The organism is Tunturibacter gelidoferens (assembly GCF_040358255.1).
GTDB lineage: Bacteria > Acidobacteriota > Terriglobia > Terriglobales > Acidobacteriaceae > Edaphobacter > Edaphobacter gelidiferens.
The window spans coordinates 910,462-926,271 of the sequence record NZ_CP132938.1 but is presented as its reverse complement, the minus strand read 5'-3'; the positions used below and the strand labels follow the sequence as shown (position 1 = coordinate 926,271).

At 60.0% G+C, this 15,810-nt stretch carries 17 protein-coding genes; 11 read left to right on the top strand and 6 right to left on the bottom strand.

Annotation, left to right across the window (positions count from 1 at the left end; genetic code table 11):
• The first annotated feature begins 67 nt into the window (after positions 1 to 67).
• Positions 68 to 820 carry a YIP1 family protein gene (locus RBB81_RS04305; protein WP_179580528.1) on the top strand — a complete coding sequence of 251 codons (753 nt, stop codon included), beginning with the start codon at positions 68 to 70 and terminating at the stop codon, positions 818 to 820.
• Here RBB81_RS04305 and RBB81_RS04300 read toward each other — a convergent pair.
• From RBB81_RS04300 to RBB81_RS04285, 4 genes are all read right to left on the bottom strand, one after another.
• On the bottom strand, positions 817 to 2,340 hold the full coding sequence (locus RBB81_RS04300) for a sialate O-acetylesterase (protein WP_353072830.1): 1,524 nt from the start codon (positions 2,338 to 2,340) through the stop codon (positions 817 to 819). The two genes, RBB81_RS04305 and RBB81_RS04300, sit on opposite strands and share 4 nt — an antisense overlap.
• Positions 2,341 to 2,919: 579 nt before the next feature.
• Positions 2,920 to 4,170: a beta-ketoacyl-ACP synthase II gene (gene fabF / locus RBB81_RS04295; protein WP_179580524.1), complete on the bottom strand. Its 1,251-nt coding sequence runs from the start codon at positions 4,168 to 4,170 to the stop codon at positions 2,920 to 2,922.
• Positions 4,171 to 4,173: 3 nt separating this feature from the next.
• The gene (locus RBB81_RS04290; protein ID WP_179580522.1) at positions 4,174 to 4,416 is read right to left on the bottom strand and encodes an acyl carrier protein; all 243 of its coding nucleotides are present in this window, start codon (positions 4,414 to 4,416) and stop codon (positions 4,174 to 4,176) included.
• Positions 4,417 to 4,559: 143 nt separating this feature from the next.
• On the bottom strand, positions 4,560 to 6,065 hold the full coding sequence (locus tag RBB81_RS04285; RefSeq protein ID WP_353072828.1) for a DNA recombination protein RmuC: 1,506 nt from the start codon (positions 6,063 to 6,065) through the stop codon (positions 4,560 to 4,562).
• Between the two features lie 257 nt (positions 6,066 to 6,322).
• On the opposite strand from RBB81_RS04285, the gene RBB81_RS04280 reads away from it, so the two are divergent.
• Both RBB81_RS04280 and RBB81_RS04275 read left to right on the top strand, forming a co-directional pair.
• The gene (locus RBB81_RS04280; RefSeq protein ID WP_183790869.1) at positions 6,323 to 6,571 is read left to right on the top strand and encodes a hypothetical protein; all 249 of its coding nucleotides are present in this window, start codon (positions 6,323 to 6,325) and stop codon (positions 6,569 to 6,571) included.
• A 49-nt stretch (positions 6,572 to 6,620) separates the two neighbouring features.
• Positions 6,621 to 7,307, top strand: coding sequence for a YukJ family protein (locus RBB81_RS04275; RefSeq protein ID WP_353072827.1), 687 nt, complete (start codon positions 6,621 to 6,623; stop codon positions 7,305 to 7,307).
• Between the two features lie 194 nt (positions 7,308 to 7,501).
• On the opposite strand, the gene folP is transcribed toward RBB81_RS04275, so the two are convergent.
• Complete coding sequence (gene folP, locus RBB81_RS04270) at positions 7,502 to 8,422, bottom strand: dihydropteroate synthase (RefSeq protein WP_353072826.1); 921 nt, start codon at positions 8,420 to 8,422, stop codon at positions 7,502 to 7,504.
• A 64-nt stretch (positions 8,423 to 8,486) separates the two neighbouring features.
• On the opposite strand from folP, the gene dacB reads away from it, so the two are divergent.
• From dacB to RBB81_RS04250, 4 genes are read left to right on the top strand one after another with little or no spacing between them, the layout of a single operon-like run.
• Positions 8,487 to 10,175: a D-alanyl-D-alanine carboxypeptidase/D-alanyl-D-alanine endopeptidase gene (gene dacB / locus RBB81_RS04265; RefSeq protein ID WP_353072825.1), complete on the top strand. Its 1,689-nt coding sequence runs from the start codon at positions 8,487 to 8,489 to the stop codon at positions 10,173 to 10,175.
• Between the two features lie 29 nt (positions 10,176 to 10,204).
• Positions 10,205 to 10,549, top strand: coding sequence for a c-type cytochrome (locus RBB81_RS04260; protein WP_353072824.1), 345 nt, complete (start codon positions 10,205 to 10,207; stop codon positions 10,547 to 10,549).
• Positions 10,546 to 10,923, top strand: coding sequence for a hypothetical protein (locus tag RBB81_RS04255; protein ID WP_353072823.1), 378 nt, complete (start codon positions 10,546 to 10,548; stop codon positions 10,921 to 10,923). The genes RBB81_RS04260 and RBB81_RS04255 overlap by 4 nt, the downstream gene beginning before the upstream one ends.
• Positions 10,920 to 11,396 carry a DUF4442 domain-containing protein gene (locus tag RBB81_RS04250; RefSeq protein WP_179580508.1) on the top strand — a complete coding sequence of 159 codons (477 nt, stop codon included), beginning with the start codon at positions 10,920 to 10,922 and terminating at the stop codon, positions 11,394 to 11,396. The genes RBB81_RS04255 and RBB81_RS04250 overlap by 4 nt, the downstream gene beginning before the upstream one ends.
• 332 nt (positions 11,397 to 11,728) lie before the next feature.
• Here the strand turns inward: RBB81_RS04250 and RBB81_RS04245 are convergent, their stop codons facing one another.
• A complete protein-coding gene (locus tag RBB81_RS04245) occupies positions 11,729 to 12,892 on the bottom strand; it encodes a hypothetical protein (protein WP_179580506.1) in 1,164 nt (387 codons plus the stop codon).
• Between the two features lie 430 nt (positions 12,893 to 13,322).
• Between RBB81_RS04245 and RBB81_RS04240 the strand changes: the two genes are divergently transcribed.
• From RBB81_RS04240 to RBB81_RS04225, 4 genes are all read left to right on the top strand, one after another.
• Complete coding sequence (locus RBB81_RS04240) at positions 13,323 to 13,709, top strand: ArsR/SmtB family transcription factor (protein ID WP_179580504.1); 387 nt, start codon at positions 13,323 to 13,325, stop codon at positions 13,707 to 13,709.
• Positions 13,706 to 14,161 carry an SRPBCC family protein gene (locus RBB81_RS04235; RefSeq protein WP_183790879.1) on the top strand — a complete coding sequence of 152 codons (456 nt, stop codon included), beginning with the start codon at positions 13,706 to 13,708 and terminating at the stop codon, positions 14,159 to 14,161. Before RBB81_RS04240 ends, RBB81_RS04235 begins: the two co-directional genes overlap by 4 nt.
• A gap of 97 nt (positions 14,162 to 14,258) precedes the next feature.
• Positions 14,259 to 14,774, top strand: a complete 516-nt coding sequence (locus RBB81_RS04230; RefSeq protein WP_353072822.1) for a DinB family protein — start codon at positions 14,259 to 14,261, stop codon at positions 14,772 to 14,774.
• A 231-nt stretch (positions 14,775 to 15,005) separates the two neighbouring features.
• On the top strand, positions 15,006 to 15,749 hold the full coding sequence (locus tag RBB81_RS04225) for a DUF899 domain-containing protein (RefSeq protein ID WP_353072821.1): 744 nt from the start codon (positions 15,006 to 15,008) through the stop codon (positions 15,747 to 15,749).
• Positions 15,750 to 15,810: the final 61 nt, after the last annotated feature.

Sequence of the window (15,810 nt, the reverse complement as noted above, 5' to 3'; positions counted from 1 at the left end):
AGAATGCGGAGACATTCTTGAGCGTTAATTTGCTGCGCTGGTCGAAGAATTTGCGCGAGGAGGCTTTATGAGCGACGTTGTGGCGGTGGAGGCGCAGCCGGGACAACCGGGGTTGAGCCAGGTGGAGCGGGTGGTGGATACGTTTGTCGCTCCGTCGAAGACGTTCACGGATATTCTTCGGAGCACGAGTTGGTGGCTGCCGTTTCTGCTGGCGGTGGTTGTGTCGCTTGGTGTCACGTTCACGATCGATAAGCAGGTGGGCTTCGGTCGTGTGGTAGAGAACGTGATTCTGGATAGTCCGAAGCAGGAGGAGCAGATGCAGAGCCTGACGGCGGATGAGCGTGCGGGCAGGATGCAGAGCATGTCGAAGGGGTATAAGTATGTGTCGTATGCGACGCCGGTGATTATTCTGCTCATCTCGGCGATTGGGGCGCTGATTAACTGGGCGAGCTTTAATTTCGGGCTGGGGGCGAAGACGACGTTTGCGCAGATGTTCTGCGTGTGGATGTACGCGTCGCTGCCGCGGCTGTTGAGTGGGTTGCTGACGATGGTGACGGTTATTTTTGGGAGCAGTGCGGAAAGTTTCAATATCAAAAATGCGGTGGGGACGAACCCGGCTTACTTTATGCCGGATGCGGCGCCGTGGCTGAAGACCGCGTTGAGTTTTTTTGATGTGATCGGGATCTGGAATTTGATTCTGCTGGTGATTGGGACCTCGATTGTGGCGAAGGTGAGCCGTGGGAAGGCTGCGGCGGTGGTGGTGGGTTGGTGGGTGCTGATCTTCATTTTGAGTGTGGTGTCGGCGGCGATCAGCGGCTAAGGTTGCGCGGACAGCTGGAGTGAGGTGAAGGTGGAGGCGGGGAGGTTCGCGCCGTTGTAGAGGTTGGCCTGGGGAAAGTTGGGCCAGGCGTAGCGGACGTACTGCGGGTTGGGGATGGCAGGGCTGGCGACGATGACTGTGTCGCCACTCGCTTCGTGATCGATGTGGGCGTTGGCGCGGAGGAAGACGCGGTCGGAGCCGGCGACCTCGAAGCCCTCGAGTGCGCCGTTTTTGGTGTGGAGGCCGGCGGCGTTGTCGAACCAGACGTGCATGGCTCCTTTGTCGGGGTAGGCGAGGCGGAAGAGCGGACCGGAGGCTGCGAGGTCTTCGTTGTAGACGAGGCGGCGGGCGAGGAGCGAGAGGCGCTCGCCTACGGTCTGCTTGTTGGCGGGGTGAACGTCGTACTCGTTGCCGATGTCGATGGTGACGGCCATGCCGGTGTTGACGAGGGAGAGGGCCTTTCGCTGGGCGTCGCGGAGTTCTCCCCAGTTTTCCTGTGGGGTGCTGGCGTAGGCGGAGATCTGGACGTAGAGGAAGGGGAAGTTGCCCTGGGCCCAGTGCTGACGCCAGTCCTGGATGAGTGCGGGGAGGAGTTTGTCGTAGAGGTCGACGGTGTTGAGGACGGAGTTGGCTTCGCCTTGATACCAGATGACGCCTTTGATCGGTAACGGAGTGAAGGGAGCGACCATCGCGTTGTAGAGGCCGGCCGGACGCCAGGAGTCGGGGTCGGGATGCCAACGGATGGCGACCGGCTTACCTTGTTCGCGGTTCGCTTTGTCGAGTGCGTCCTGGCGGATCTCGGTGGTCTCGTGGTTCATTTTTTCGGCGCGGGCCGCGAAGACGGGCAGGAGGGAGGCGTTGGAGCCGAGGGTGTCGAGGCTGGTCCACGCCTCGGCGAGGGTTCCTCCCCAGGTGGAGTCGATGAGGCCGATGGGAATGTGTTGCTGCTTGTCGGCAAGGGCCTTTTGCAGATCGCGACCGAAAAAGTAGGCGACGGCGGAGAAGGTTTTTGCAGATTCGGGGGTGCATGGAGACCAGCCGGTGGTGGCTTTGACATCTTCGGCGGGGTAGTCAGCGGAGTCTTTTTCGATTCGGAGGAGACGGATGTTGGGATAGCTGGCGGCTGCGATCTCTTTTTCGGCGTTTTGGATTTGAGTGTGGGGGTCGAAACCGGAGAGAGGCATCTCCATGTTGGACTGGCCGGAGGCGAACCAGAGATCGCCGAGGAGGATGTCGTCGTAGGTGATGGTGTTGGAGCCGCGGACTGTGAGGGTGTAGGGGCCGCCGGCGGGCTGCGGGGGGAGATAGAGGCTCCAGCGGCCGGTGGCGTCGGTGGTAGCGGTATTGGTGAGGTCGTGGAAAGTGGCGGTGATGGATTCGCCGGGTGTGGCGCTGCCCCAGATGTGGATGGGCATGTCGCGCTGGAGGACCATGTGGCTGGAGAAGATTTTGGGGAGGGAGACTTCGGCTTGCGTGGTGAGGGTTGCGGCGAAGAGGCAGAGGGTGAGGCGAAACTTCATGAACGGGTCTCCGACTACTTTTATAATTTGGCGTGACGTTTGTGTTGACGAGACTGAGGGAGGGAAGGTTTCGTCTCGCTCTTTTCGCCGCTAGAGGTATGCGCGTCTTCGCAGGATGACCTGAAGACAAGCAGCGATCAAAGCGAAGGTCGCCAGTCTCTCCAATGCGCGCGTCGCGATCAGACTGGATGTCTGGCTGCGTTGACGATGTTTTTGCGGCGTTGAGATTGGTGAAAAGCAGATTCCTCCGCTCCGCTGCGGAATGACAACCAAGACAACTAGGCAACGGCAAAGGCAGAGACAAGGCGAAGGCAACCGGGGCGGCAAGGCGAAATACGTGGGTCTCTCCACTGTGCTGTTCACGATGAGACTGTGAACAGCTTCGGTCGAGATGACGATGTTTTGGGTGATGGAGGAGAACAGGCAACTGCAAACGTAACCGCAGATTTCTCCGCTTCGCTGCGGAATGACAACAAGGGAACAGGCAACGGCAAAAGCAGAGATTAAACTGAGGCTCGGCATTTGGCCGAGCCTCAGTTTAATTAGCGCGGTTGGTTTAATCAGTGCGGTTGGTGCGGCTTATTCGGTCCAGCGTTTGAAGACGAGAGAGCCGTTGGTGCCGCCGAAGCCGAAGGAGTTGGAGAGAGCGTAGTCGATCTTCGCCGGTAGAGGCTTGTTGGGGACGTAGTTGAGGCGGCACTGGGGATCGAGTTCGACGATGTTCATCGTGGGGGGCGCGATCTGGTGCTGCATGGCCAGAATGGTGATGCCGGCCTCGAGGCCGCCGGCGCCGCCGAGAAGGTGGCCGGTCATGGATTTTGTAGAGCTGACCAGGAGCTTGCCGTCGATCGCGCGTTCGCCGAAGACGTTTTCGATGGCCTTCGATTCGAGGGCGTCGCCGAGGGGCGTCGAGGTGGCGTGGGCGTTGACGTAGTCGATCTGGTCGGGCGAGATGCCGGCGACTTTGAGCGCGTGCTGCATGGAGCGGTAGCAGCCTTCGCCTTCGGGAGCCATGCCGGTCATGTGGAAGGCGTCGGCGGAGAGGCCGTAGCCTATGACTTCGGCGAGGATGTTCGCGCCGCGAGCCTTGGCGAACTCGAGCTCTTCGAGGATGAGAATGCCTGCGCCTTCGCCGACTACGAAGCCGTCGCGATCCTTGTCGAAGGGGCGGCTGGCGTGCTCAGGGTCGTCGTTGCGAGTGGAGAGGGCGCGCATGGCGGCGAAACCTGCCACACCGAGCGGCGTGATGGAGGCTTCGGTGCCGCCGGCGATCATGGCGTCGGCATCGCCGCGCTGAATGATGCGGAAGGCGTCGCCGATGGAGTGCGCCGAGGTGGTGCAGGCGGTCGCCGTGGCTTCGTTGGGTCCGCGTGCGCCGTACTTGATGGAGACGTGGCCGGCGGCTAGGTTGATGATGGAGCCGGGGATGAAGAAGGGCGAGACCTTTCGCGGGCCGCCGGAGAGCAGGTTGGAGTGTTCGCGCTCGATGACATCGAATCCGCCGATGCCGGAGCCGATGTGAACGCCGACCTGATCGCGATTCTCTTCGGTGATCTTGAGACCGGAGTGGGCCATCGCTTCGGCTGCTGCGGCCAGGGCAAAGTGGATGAAGCGGCCCATCTTGCGGGATTCTTTCTTTTCGACGAAGAGGAGAGGATCGAAGTCCTTAACCTCTGCAGCGAAGCGGACTGGATGGCCGGTGAGATCGAATGCCTTGATCTCGGCCATACCGCTTCGTCCGGCCATAAGACCTTCCCAAACCTCAGGGGCGGTTTTGCCGACCCCGCAGATCAGGCCGAGGCCGGTGACAACTACGCGACGATGCTCCATTGTTTACTTGGCCTTCTGGTTCTTTTCGATATAGTCGACGGCGTCTTTGACGGTCTTGATCTTCTCGGCATCCTCGTCGGGGATCTGGATGTCGAATGCTTCTTCGAACTGCATGACGAGCTCGACGACGTCGAGGGAGTCTGCACCGAGATCTTCCTGAAAGCTTGCGCCCGGGGTGACTTCTGCTTCATCCACCTGAAGCTGCTCGACAATAATCTGCTTTACCTTCTCGTCTACTGCTGCCATTTCGTTCTCCTGTTTACGTCTGGAATCTGAAGCCTGGATGTTTTGTCGCTCGAGGTCGACACGGCCAATCTCAAGCATACTGAGCGCCTCAGTGAGTGTAAAGCAACAGCGGGCGGCCGTGGGGAGTGGGCAAGAGGATCTTTTCAGTCTTCCTCGCCCGATGCCGCGAGCAACGGGGCGACGCCCGAGATGTCTTCGAAGCCGATGAGGTTGGATAGGGGGACGCCAGGGTCGATCGAGGAGACGTTTTTGAGGGCTTTGTTAATAGCGCGCGTACGGACCCCGAGCTTTTGGATGGTGTTCTGGACGGTGCCGACCTGATCTTCGACTTTCTGCATGAGGCCTCCGTAGGTCTCGAACTCTTTTTTGGCGCTGGAGAGGACGCGCCAGACCTCGTCGCCCTTCTTTTGAATAGCGAGGGTGTGAAAGCCCATCTGGAAGCTGGTGAGGATGGCCATGAAGGTTGACGGCCCGGCGATGGTGACGCGGCAACTGGACTGTATCTCGGACTGGAGGCCGGGGCGGCGGACGACCTCGGCGTAGAGATTCTCGGTGGGCAGGAACATGATGGCGTGCGGCATGGTGGTGGGTGGATCGATGTATTTGTCGCAGATGCGCTTGCCTTCGGCACGGATGCCGCGCTCAAAGGCCCGGCCTGCCGCAGCGATCTCTTCGACGGTTCCGGCTTCGTAGGCGTGTTCGAGGCGCTCCCAGTCCTCTTTGGGGAACTTGGCGTCGATGGCGAGGAGGGTGTAGCTGTCGGGGCCGGTCTGACCTTCGCCGGAGGGGAACTTGAGCGCGTATTCGACGGACTCGAGGGTTCCGGGTTTGATGCGGGCGTTTTTGATGTACTGCTCGGGAGAGAACATCTGCTCTAGCTGCTGGCCGAGCTGGAACTCGCCGACGACGCCGCGTGATTTGACGTTAGAGAGAACGCGCTTGAGATCACCGACGCCGGTGGCTAGCTCCTTCATCTCACCGAGGCCCTTCTGGACTTCTCCGAGGTGCGTGGTGACCTGGCCGAAGGATTCAGTGAGGCGGGTCTGGAGTGTGGCGTGGAGTTTTTCGTCGACCGTGACACGCATCTCTTCGAGCTTGGCGGTATTGGCGTCGTTGAGTTTTGTGAGGCGGTCTTCGACGGTGAAGCGGAGCTTCTCCTGCTGGTCGTTGGCTTCGCCGGAGAGCTCGTTGAGGCGGCTGTGGAGGGCTTCGCGAGCCTCGATCTGGTTGCGGTTGACCTCGCCGATGAAGTAGGTGAGGCGCTGCGCGATGGCGTCGAGGTTTTGCTGAACGGCGGTGCGGAGGACTTCGTCGGAGGTCTTATTGTCGCTGCGAAAGGCGTTGAGCCCGTTCTGTAGAAGTCCGCTGAGTTCGGCGATGGTTGCGGTGATCTCGGTGCGCAGGCTGGTGAAGTCTGCTGCTGCTGCTTCGCGGGTACGGCGGGCTTCGTCGGCGGCGCCGGTGCGCAACTGGGCGAGTTCGCTGCGGAGGTGACGGTCGAGCGCGTCGTTTCGCGCGTCGAGGCGGGTGAGATGGTCGGGAAGCTGGGCGAGACGTGGGTCCGTCGCCGGGGCAGGTTGCTTGCGGAGCAGAAGGAGGACGAGGCAGATCAGATTGGCGGCGGCGAGGGCAAGCAGGGCTGCGAGCATATTCGTATTTCCTTCTCCCCTGAGGATACCGCGAGTGAGAGAGAAGTGCCCTGGAAAATAGAGTTCGGCCTAGCTGAAGAATTAGGCATCCAACGTGGCAGGTTGGGGACACGGTCTTGCCGCTGCGCTATGGAAATTTGCTTAACGGCGTATAGACTGCAAACGCAGATTCCCTTCGGGAATGACAAGCAAAAATCGTGGGCGACTCTACACCGACTGGTGCCTTCGCTAAATTCTTGTGGAACAGGAGAGACGAGATGGCAGACGCGATTGGGAACCATGGATTTGACGAGATGTTGCGCACGATTGGGCCGGATGCGACGGCGATGTTTGATAACTCGGCCAGCGATCCGACTGCGCACGCCAGTAGTGGGGCAGCGACGGCTGCAACAGCGAGAGATGAGAAGGATGAGGAGCTGGAGGAGGAAGACGACGACGCCGCAGAGGAAGAGGAGGACGAGGAAGAGAATGAAGAGGAAGACGTGAAAGACGAGGCGGGCGTGTGAGATGGTGTCTGTGATGTGTTTTGGTTTTTCGAAAGGTTGAGGAGTAGGGATGCCGATTACGAACTACAGTGTGCTGGCGGGAAAGCCGACTGCGGGCAAGGTGGTTACGGGCGCGAGTACGCACTACCAGATCACGATGCAGGCTCCGGGTGGGCCATTTACGGTGGCGGTGAATATTCAGTCGGTGGATGGTTCGGAGGTGTTGTACGACATTGTTGAAGACTTTACGCCGCCGGATTTGGCGGGAGTGACCACGCTGCCGATGGGAATGACGGCGCTGAAGAGTGAGGCGGGTGGGCTGGCACTGGATTTTGTCCGGAGTACCGTGAATGGCGGGCCGATGATTACGAAAGCGCAGATGACTCTGCTGCCGCAACTGAAGGCGCAGGCGAAGGGTGGAAGCGCGGAGGAGCAGATGGTGCAGCGGGCGCGGGCGAAGGCGCTTGAAAACGCTGTGGTGACGCTGCTGAATATGACGATCGCCGATAAGGACGGCGTGATCTATGTGTTCGGGAGCGCGTACGCGGATTCGGGGAAGGTGGATGGGATTCACGATATCCATATGAATCAGGGGAATCCTGTGGGTGGCAGCGGCGGCGGGTTCAGTGGGGATAATGGCGTTTGGCAGGATGGGGCGCTGTTTATTAATCTGCCGTCGAAGGGGGCCTGGACGGCTGTGTTTATTGCGTTTCAGACGGAGAGCTGGAGCACGGATTCGGCGGGAAATCCGGTCTAGAGGCGCTTGTCCTGCCGGACGGGCCCACTGCGCGTGGGGCGCTCACTTCGTGACTTGTTTACCGCTTTGCGTGGCGCTCCCGTTGGTCGCGAAGGAAGATGATTCCGACCAACGGGAGGACCGCGCGAAGCTTTAGAAAGGCGTAGGAACGCCCGCCCTCCGCGTAGGAGGCCCGTCCGGCAGGACACCGTTTCTCAGATCGCTTTGAGGATCTGGTCGGCGATGGCGGCAGCTTCGACGGTGGGGCGAACATCGTGGGTGCGGAGGATGTGGGCTCCGGCGAGGATAGCGGCTACGTTGGCGGCGGTGGTGGCGTGCAGACGGTCGTCTATCGAGGGAGTTGCTCCTTCGAGAAGAACGGATAGGCTAGGGCTTTGGGTGAGGGTGTGGGCGAGGAAGCCTTTGCGGGAGACGCCGGCGAGGATCGGCAGGTGGAACTGCTGGAGTTGGTCAAAGTGTGCGAGGAGCGGGTAGTTTTCGTCGAGGCGCTTGCCAAAGCCGAAGCCTGGGTCGACGACGATTTTGTTGCGTTGGATGCCGGCGGCGGTGGCGGCTTCGAGGCGCTCGGCTAGGTCGGTGAGGATCAGGGGTAAGACTGCTTCGGGTGCTAGTGGAGGGAGGGTTGACCAGTCCTGAGGGCGGCCCCGCGTGTGCATGAGGATGGCTCCGCAGCCTGACTGGGCGCAGGTTTTGGACATGTCGGGGTCCCAGAGGTGGCCACTGACGTCGTTGATGATCTCGGCTCCGGATTCGAGGGCGCGGCGCGCGGTGGTGGCGTGGAAGGTGTCGATGGAGAGGATGGTGCCGGGTTTTTCTTTGAGGATGGATTCGAGGACGGGGAGGATGCGGGACTGTTCTTCGTCTGTGGTGAGAGGTGTCGCGTTGGGACGGGTGGATTCGCCGCCGAGGTCGAGAATGGTGGCGCCCTCTTCGAGGAGCTTGAGGGCCTGGGCGAGGGCTCGCTCGGGGGCGTGGTGGGGAGAGTAGAAGTAGCCACCGTCGGAGAAGGAGTCGGGTGTGATGTTGAGGATGCCCATGACGATGGTTCTCTGGCCCAGTTGCAAAGTGCGGGTGCGGAGGTGCCAATCGTGATGGCTGCGGGGGGTGAAGGGCATGGTTGGATTCTAGCTGTGTGTCCTGCCGGACTTGATCTTTTAAACAGGATGCTAGACTGCGCGGATGATGAGGCTTTCAGGATGGGGTCCATGTTGTTTGCTGGGAGTTGCGGTGTGCGCGCAGACGCTTTTGGCGCAGACGCAGGGCGTTGGATGCGACGCGTCGGTTGTGTTGAAGGCTGGTCGAAGCGGGCCTTGCACGTCTCTGGCGCAGGCGATTGCCGGCTTGTTGGAGGAGCCTGTAGTGGCGCGAGATCACTGGGGCATCGCGGTGGTGGGAATCGATGGGGCGCCGATTTACGCGCTGAATGACGGTCAGCTTTTTCAGCCTGCTAGTAATGCGAAGTTGTTTACTACTGCGGCGGCGATGGCTCTGCTGGGAGCAAAGGCGACCTACCAGACGAAGGTGTTGGCGCAGGGCGTTTTTGACGATGGCGGGAAGCTGACGGGACATCTGATGCTGGTTGGAAACGGGGATGCGAATCTGTCGGGCCGCGTGTTGCCCTATGTTGCGCCGGTGCCCGGAGAGAGGGCTGCAGCAGAGGACTCCGGCTTTGCTCCGTTGCGATATCTGGAGGAGATGGCCGATCAGGTTGCGGCGACCGGACTGAAGAGTGTGCAGGGCGATGTGATTGGGGACGACACGGTGTTTCCGTGGGAGCCTTATGCACAGGACTGGGCGATCGACGATGCGGTTTGGGGGTATGGTGCGCCAGTGTCGGCTCTGTCGGTCAACGATAACCAGATCAAGGTGACGATAACGCCGGGAGACGCGGTGGGCGCGCCCGCGAGTGTGGTGTTCGATCCGGCAATGACTTATTACACGCTGGATGTTGCAGTGACGACGGGAGCGGTGAAGAGTGGGAGCACGGTGCAGATGGAGCGGGCGCCGGGATCGAAGGTGTTGCGAATCTATGGAGCGATCGGATTGCATGGGCAGCCGGATGTGGAGGAGATTGCGATTGAGGATCCGGCACAGTATGCGGCGCTGGCGCTGAAGGGAATGCTGGAGGCTCGCGGAGTTCGTGTGACAGGCGAGGCGAGGGCTCGGCATCGAGTGTTGATGGATACGGAGAGTTTCTGGAAAGAGTCGGGCGCGATTGAGGATGCTGCGACGAAGGAGGGGTCGCCGCAACAGAGGATCGAACCGGCGGATGATGCAGCCTTCGGTGTTGCTGTTACGGGTGAAGAGAGAACGCTTGCGAGCCATGTGTCCCCTGCGCTTGCGGAGGATGTTGTGGTGACGAATAAGACGAGTCAGAACCTGCATGCGGAGTTGTTGCTTCGCCAACTGGGCCTGGCGCGGGGCAGAGATGGGACGATTGCGCAGGGGGCTCGGGTGGTGCGGCAGTTTCTGGTGAGTGCAGGGATTGATAAGGATGATTTCATCTTTCTTGATGGGTCGGGGTTGAGTGGGCATGACCTGGTGACGCCACGAGCGATTGCACGGTTGCTGCAGTATGCGAGCGGGCAGACGTGGTTTACAGGTTGGAAGAGCAGCCTGCCTGTTGGCGGAGTGGATGGGTCGCTGGAGGGGCGGTTTGCGAAGGCTCCGCTGAAGGGGAAGGTGTTTGCGAAGACCGGGACGCTGGGAGAGGCGCGTGCACTTAGTGGGTACGTCGAGTGTGCGAGCGGGCGAACGGTGATCTTTTCGATCATGGTGGGGAACCATCTGCCGCAGACGCATGCGGACCGCGATGTGATGGACAAGATTGTGGCAGCGATTGCGGCAGCGATTGCGGCAGAGAACTGATTTCGCGAGATGGATGAGAGAATTAGAGGATGATTCGGGCTTTTTCTTTGTTGTTTTTGGTGGGGATTCTTGTTGGATGTAAGTCGATCGCGCCGCCCACTCCACTGGCGGATTTGAACGCGGAGCAGATGCATGGACATGGGGTGTATCAGGCGCATTGTGCCCAGTGCCACTACGATCGCAAGGCTGCGCCGTTGCATGGACCGGCGCTGATCGGGATGTTCAAGAAGCCGTATCTGCCGAGCGGCGCGCCGGCAAATGATGAGCGCGTGACGCAGACAATTGTGCATGGACGCAATCTGATGCCTGCTCAAGGGAATACGCTGGATCCGCAGGAGTTGGATGATTTGATGGCGTATCTGCATACCTTATGAGCGATCCGGAAGAGATAAAAAAGCTTGAAGCGCGGGCGCATGGGATGTTGCCGGGCGTGGCCGGGATCGCACTGTTCATGCTCGTGTTGACGATGGTGAACGCGTTCGCTGCGTTGAACGGGAAGTTTGGTGCAGGACCGGGAAAGTATGGCGTGCTGGCATTGTGCACGCTGCTGGCGGCGGGAGTGTTTGGGCTGCTGCGGCTGCGGCGATGGGGATGGGCTCTGGTGTTGGGTGGATGTTTGACGCTTTGCCTCGGCAATCTGTTTGTGTTTGAGAAGACGCACGCTGGGCCGTTCCTGGTGCAGGGATTGTTTGCGCTGGTGTTCTTTCTTTATCTGGTGCGGACGGAAGTGCGGGATCGGTTGCGATGAGCTGGTGGCTGCGTCATATCGGGTGGTGGCCGCCGTTGTTTGGGACGGGCATCAAGGTGACGCGGCTGGATAAGGATCTGCGCGCGATTGACGTGGAGATGCCGCTGCGGCCGTGGAATCGCAACTATGTGGGGGTGCAGTTTGGCGGGTCGCTGTTCGCGCTGACTGATCCGTTTTACATGATTATGCTGGCTACGAATCTTGGACCGGAGTTTGTGGTCTGGGATAAGGCGGCTTCGATACGTTACAAAAAGCCTGGATTGGGGCGGGTTCGCGCGGAGTTTCGGTTGACGGCAGAGCGGCTGGCTGAGGTTTGGGCGCTGCTCGAGGGGGAGGGGCGGGCGGATGTGAAATTTTTGGTGGAGGTGAAGGACGATGCGGGGGGAGTGGTCGCGGAGGTGGAGCGGGTGATCTACTGCGCGACGAAAAAAGCGCATGAGGAGAGAAAAAAATTGCGGGGTGGTGGCGGGTGATGGTTTTGCTGTTTTGCTGGTGTTTTTGAGGGGGTTTTGGAAAAAAGCTGGTTTGGGTGTGGTGTTTTGATGGTGAGTTTGTGGTGGATTGCTGGTGGGAGTGTGGTGTTTCGCCGCGTGTTTTTGGGGGTTGAAAGATACGCCAGCTTTTCGGATTTATTTTTGGTCCTGCCGGACGGGCCTCCTGCGCGGAGGGCGGTCACTTCGTGACTTGTGTACCGGTCTTGGCGGGTTCGGGGCGTGGGTCCTCCCTTCGGTCGGGGGCGCAGGTTTTCCGGCCCTTCACTTCTTATCTTGCTCGCCTCGCTCTCTGTCCGGGTTGTTTGCTTCGATTATTTGCTTGCGTTTCTCATGGGTAGAGCTGCCTGGTTGGCGTAGGTCGCGTTCGTTTGGACCGAGGCGATGGGGACACAGGGGCGCGGCGCGGCGGTTTGCCCAGGGAGCACGGCAGGGCCGGCCGTTCGCATCTGGCCTGCAGGGCAAGGCTGCAGAAGCGGAGTTGGGCGCAGATCAGCAGGCAGGGGAGGGGCCTCAACTGCGCCGGTCAAGACCTCGTTCTCCTTTGAGCCGGGCCATGCATAAGGAGCTACACGGATGGGTCCGTAACCGACCACCGGGAATTTGGTCGGCACGGAAAAACTTCTGTCGACGAGGACGTAGGCAGACTCCGGGGCCTTGCCCAGAAGACGATTGTCGGAGGCTAACTGCAGGACGTGATCGCCGACGGTTACGGTGAGCGTCTTGTCGTCGAAGGCTCTCTTCTGTTCGACGGCGCCGGGGAAGGGATCGTTTGAGATGATCGTGGTGCCGACACCGGGGACGTAGACGTAGATGTATTTGAGGTCCTTGATCTCGTAGTTGAGAGCGGCCTTGCCGGTCATTCCGTCGACGGTGAGGGTGCCGCGGCTGATGGAGACTGAGACGGTCTTTGGCGGCTTTTCTTTCGGGGCGTGCAGCTTCTTGCCGTTCTCGTCGTATCCGAGTTCGTTTTTGGTCTGCATCACGGGCTTGTTCTCAGCGTCGAAGAGCGGGTGTCCTTTTTTGTCGCGCTGTTGCCGGATGGGCGGGTTGAACATCAGCTTGCCTTCGGGGTCCTGCTGCTGCTTGCCTTCTGCGTCGAGCATCGGCGTGGGCGGCAGCTCCACCAGTGTCGTCGGTCCGGTGTACTCCTGCTTTCCTTTTTTATCCTTCGCAACGATGGGTGCGGCGGGTTGCGAGATGGCTGGAAACGATGTGACTTTGTTGTCATCGAGGGGCTGACTGGTCTGCCCTTGCCCGGCTGTGGGCTGGGACGCGTCTGTAGGCTGGGATGCGTCTGTGGGCTGCACTGGCGAGGCGGGCTGGGGGGCTGATTGGGCGGGCTGTATCTGCGGTGCGGTCTGTATCTGCGCAGCGGCGCGGCCCGTCGAGGAGAAAGCCAGGGCCAAGCCAAGCAATCCCGAGAGAGAGATGGTCTTCGTTCGCGTTATCGTCCGCATGATTGAGGTTCGCGTCATCGAGGTGGATCCTCCGTATTTCTCGGCTTTGCGCGGCCGGTCGAAGACGGCGCATGGGGTCGTAAGAGTCCTTGAGGCGAGCATATCCCCTGTTCGTAATCTGTTGATGCTCTTTCTTTAGTTACGTCTACGACTTCCGGGTCATTACTTTGTGTGTACCGGGGTGAGGAGTCATGGTTCCGCGACTGGCGAGGTCATCCGGTCCATCATCCTTCGGATGAGGCTAGAGAAGAGGGCTCCCTTGCCACTGGTTGAAGCGGATTTGCTGTTGGTGTGGAGGAAGGCAACCGCAGATTCCCTTCGGGAATGACAACCAAAGGACACGGCAGACTCTACGCCAGCGGCTACTTTGCTCTAGTTGTCAGCCTTGTGCGGAAGTCAAAGGCAAAACCGCTTGACATATTCCTATATGGGTATGTAATGTTTTGCCATGGCAAGAGCGACCACCACTTCGGATACGTTCAACGCGGTTGCTGAGCCCCGCCGGCGGGAGATTTTGAGCTATCTTGCCGGAGCCGAGCGGCCGGTCGGCGAGATTGTGGCAGCGCTGGGCCTTCCGCAGCCTTCGATCTCCAAGCACCTGCGCGTGCTGCACGACGTGGGGCTGGTTCGGATGCGGTGCCAGGGGCGCCGAAAGCTGTACCGGACCAATGCGGAGGCGATACGCCCTCTGCACGAGTGGGCCGGAACGTTCGAGCGTTACTGGCAGCACCAGTTGCTTCGTGTGAAGGAGCTGGCGGAAGCAACGGTCCGCCAGAGCTCAGCAGATTTCAATTCCCCGGATTTCAATCCTTCAGACCCAAAGGAGAGACGATGATTGCCCCAGAACAGACCCTTGAAAACCTAACCTTTACGCTTAATCAGGAGATCCACGTTAAGGCGCCGTTGGACGTAACCTTTGCCGCGCTGCTCGAGCAGCTGGGGCCCGGCAACGAGACCGAGGATGGCAAATCGATGAACATGAAGATCGAACCGTGGCCGGGTGGAAGGTGGTATCGCGACCTGGGCGACGGCAATGGGCACTTCTGGGCCAATGTGCAGGCGATCAAGCGGCCTACGCTGCTGGAGTTCGCAGGTCCGTTGTTTGCATCGTTCCCGATGGTCAACAACGTCCAGTACCGGCTGAAGGAGGTCGATGGAGGAACGTTGATCGTCTTCCGGCACACGGCGCTCGGCCTGCTGACTGAGGATCACAAGGCAGGGATGCCGAAGGGCTGGAACTCAATGCATGAGCGTGTTCGCAGGCATGCCGAGGCCTCTCGCAAATAGCAGCTCGAGGCAGAGGCAGCTCTAGCGTCCCTACCCGGGACTAGGCCAATTCAAATCCCAATCCGTCTTAAGGACACAAACCCGAAAGGAGAACCGCATGCTCGCACAATCCTTACTGGCAGAATTTGAAGATCAGGTTCCTGTGACGCGGAGGTTCCTCGAGCGCCTTCCTGACAACAAGCTCACCTGGAAGCCTCACTCCAGGTCCATGACCGCTGGGCAACTGGCCTATCACCTCGCCTTCGTGCCCGGAGGGGTCGTTCGCGGCGCTCAAAAGGACCAGATCCCTCCGCCGGAGTTCCAATTCCCGCAGCCCGCAAGCGTGCAGGAAGTCCTCGACGCCTTCGACCAGAGCGTGGCCACTGTGCGCGAGGTTCTGCCGGGATTCGATGACGCCGCGATGAACGCAACCTGGCGCATCGTCGCCGGCGATCAGGAGATCGCAGCTATGCCGCGCGTCGTCTTCCTGCGCAATATCATGCTCAACCACTGGTATCAGCACCGCGGTCAGTTCTGCGTCTACCTGCGCCTGCTCGACGTTCCTGTGCCGTCAAGCTGGGGCCCGAGCGCCGACGAGCGCTCAGTACTCCAGCCGGAACATCAGCCGGCGTAGTCAGCCCGTACCGTAGGGAGGTTCAGCCCATGTGTCCAGTGTGCCTGGCAACCGCAATGCTGATCGCCGGCAGTGTTACCTCTACGGGCGGCCTCTCGGCGATCGCAATGAAGAAGTTCGGTGGGAAGAACGCCGTGGACAACCATCCTGAACCAACTCCATCCAAGCTGTCTGGAAGGGGAAATGGAGCAGGAGGTATTGTCTCGAACTCAAATCAAAGGAGAGATCAAGATGGCAACCAGTGTGATTGAGAATGCGAAGGTGGTGTCGCAAGAGGAGTGGCTAGCGGCTCGCGAGAGTCTAGTGGCCGAGGAGAAGCGGGTGACGCACGAGCGCGACGCGTTGGCTGCCAAGCGTCGGCGGATGCCGTGGATGGCGGTGGAGAAGAAGTATGAGTTCGAGGGACCGAACGGGAAGGCGAGCCTGCTGGATTTGTTTGACGGGCGGCGTCAGTTGATTGTCTATCGGGCTTTCTTCGAGCCGGGGGTGTTTGGCTGGCCCGATCACGCGTGCCGCGGCTGCTCGCTGGGTGCCGATCAGGTCTCCAACCTCACGCATCTGAATGCGCGCGATACGACTCTTGTCTATGCTTCGCGCGCTTCGCAGGCGGAGATTGAGCGCCTGAAGAAGCGGATGGGTTGGACGATGCCCTGGTACACCATTACGGATGGCTTCGACGTGGACTTCGGTGTGGACCAGTGGCACGGCCATAATTCGTTTATTCGTGATGGCGACAAGATATACCGCACTTACTTCATCAACAGCCGTGGCGATGAGGCGATGGGCAACGTGTGGAGCTATCTCGACATGACCGCGCTTGGACGGCAGGAGGAGTGGGAGGATTCGCCTGCGGGCTATCCGCAGACGCCGCCGTATAAGTGGTGGAACTGGCACGATGAATACGCCTCGAGCGGCTCGACAGATCCTAGATGGGCGAAAGTAGTCGATAACGCTAAGGTGACGCTGAACCTGTAGGACTGGGAGGTGTGATCGCCTTTGACTATGTCAACTTTGTCGATGCGGAAAGAGCCAGCGA

Coding starts and splice junctions, on each gene's coding strand:
- RBB81_RS04305 (WP_179580528.1), top strand. CDS start 68: ATGAGCGACGTTGTGGCGGTGGAGGCGCAGCCGGGACAACCGGGGTTG.
- RBB81_RS04300 (WP_353072830.1), bottom strand. CDS start 2,340: ATGAAGTTTCGCCTCACCCTCTGCCTCTTCGCCGCAACCCTCACCACG.
- fabF (WP_179580524.1), bottom strand. CDS start 4,170: ATGGAGCATCGTCGCGTAGTTGTCACCGGCCTCGGCCTGATCTGCGGG.
- RBB81_RS04290 (WP_179580522.1), bottom strand. CDS start 4,416: ATGGCAGCAGTAGACGAGAAGGTAAAGCAGATTATTGTCGAGCAGCTT.
- RBB81_RS04285 (WP_353072828.1), bottom strand. CDS start 6,065: ATGCTCGCAGCCCTGCTTGCCCTCGCCGCCGCCAATCTGATCTGCCTC.
- RBB81_RS04280 (WP_183790869.1), top strand. CDS start 6,323: ATGGCAGACGCGATTGGGAACCATGGATTTGACGAGATGTTGCGCACG.
- RBB81_RS04275 (WP_353072827.1), top strand. CDS start 6,621: ATGCCGATTACGAACTACAGTGTGCTGGCGGGAAAGCCGACTGCGGGC.
- folP (WP_353072826.1), bottom strand. CDS start 8,422: ATGCCCTTCACCCCCCGCAGCCATCACGATTGGCACCTCCGCACCCGC.
- dacB (WP_353072825.1), top strand. CDS start 8,487: ATGATGAGGCTTTCAGGATGGGGTCCATGTTGTTTGCTGGGAGTTGCG.
- RBB81_RS04260 (WP_353072824.1), top strand. CDS start 10,205: ATGATTCGGGCTTTTTCTTTGTTGTTTTTGGTGGGGATTCTTGTTGGA.
- RBB81_RS04255 (WP_353072823.1), top strand. CDS start 10,546: ATGAGCGATCCGGAAGAGATAAAAAAGCTTGAAGCGCGGGCGCATGGG.
- RBB81_RS04250 (WP_179580508.1), top strand. CDS start 10,920: ATGAGCTGGTGGCTGCGTCATATCGGGTGGTGGCCGCCGTTGTTTGGG.
- RBB81_RS04245 (WP_179580506.1), bottom strand. CDS start 12,892: ATGACGCGAACCTCAATCATGCGGACGATAACGCGAACGAAGACCATC.
- RBB81_RS04240 (WP_179580504.1), top strand. CDS start 13,323: ATGGCAAGAGCGACCACCACTTCGGATACGTTCAACGCGGTTGCTGAG.
- RBB81_RS04235 (WP_183790879.1), top strand. CDS start 13,706: ATGATTGCCCCAGAACAGACCCTTGAAAACCTAACCTTTACGCTTAAT.
- RBB81_RS04230 (WP_353072822.1), top strand. CDS start 14,259: ATGCTCGCACAATCCTTACTGGCAGAATTTGAAGATCAGGTTCCTGTG.
- RBB81_RS04225 (WP_353072821.1), top strand. CDS start 15,006: ATGGCAACCAGTGTGATTGAGAATGCGAAGGTGGTGTCGCAAGAGGAG.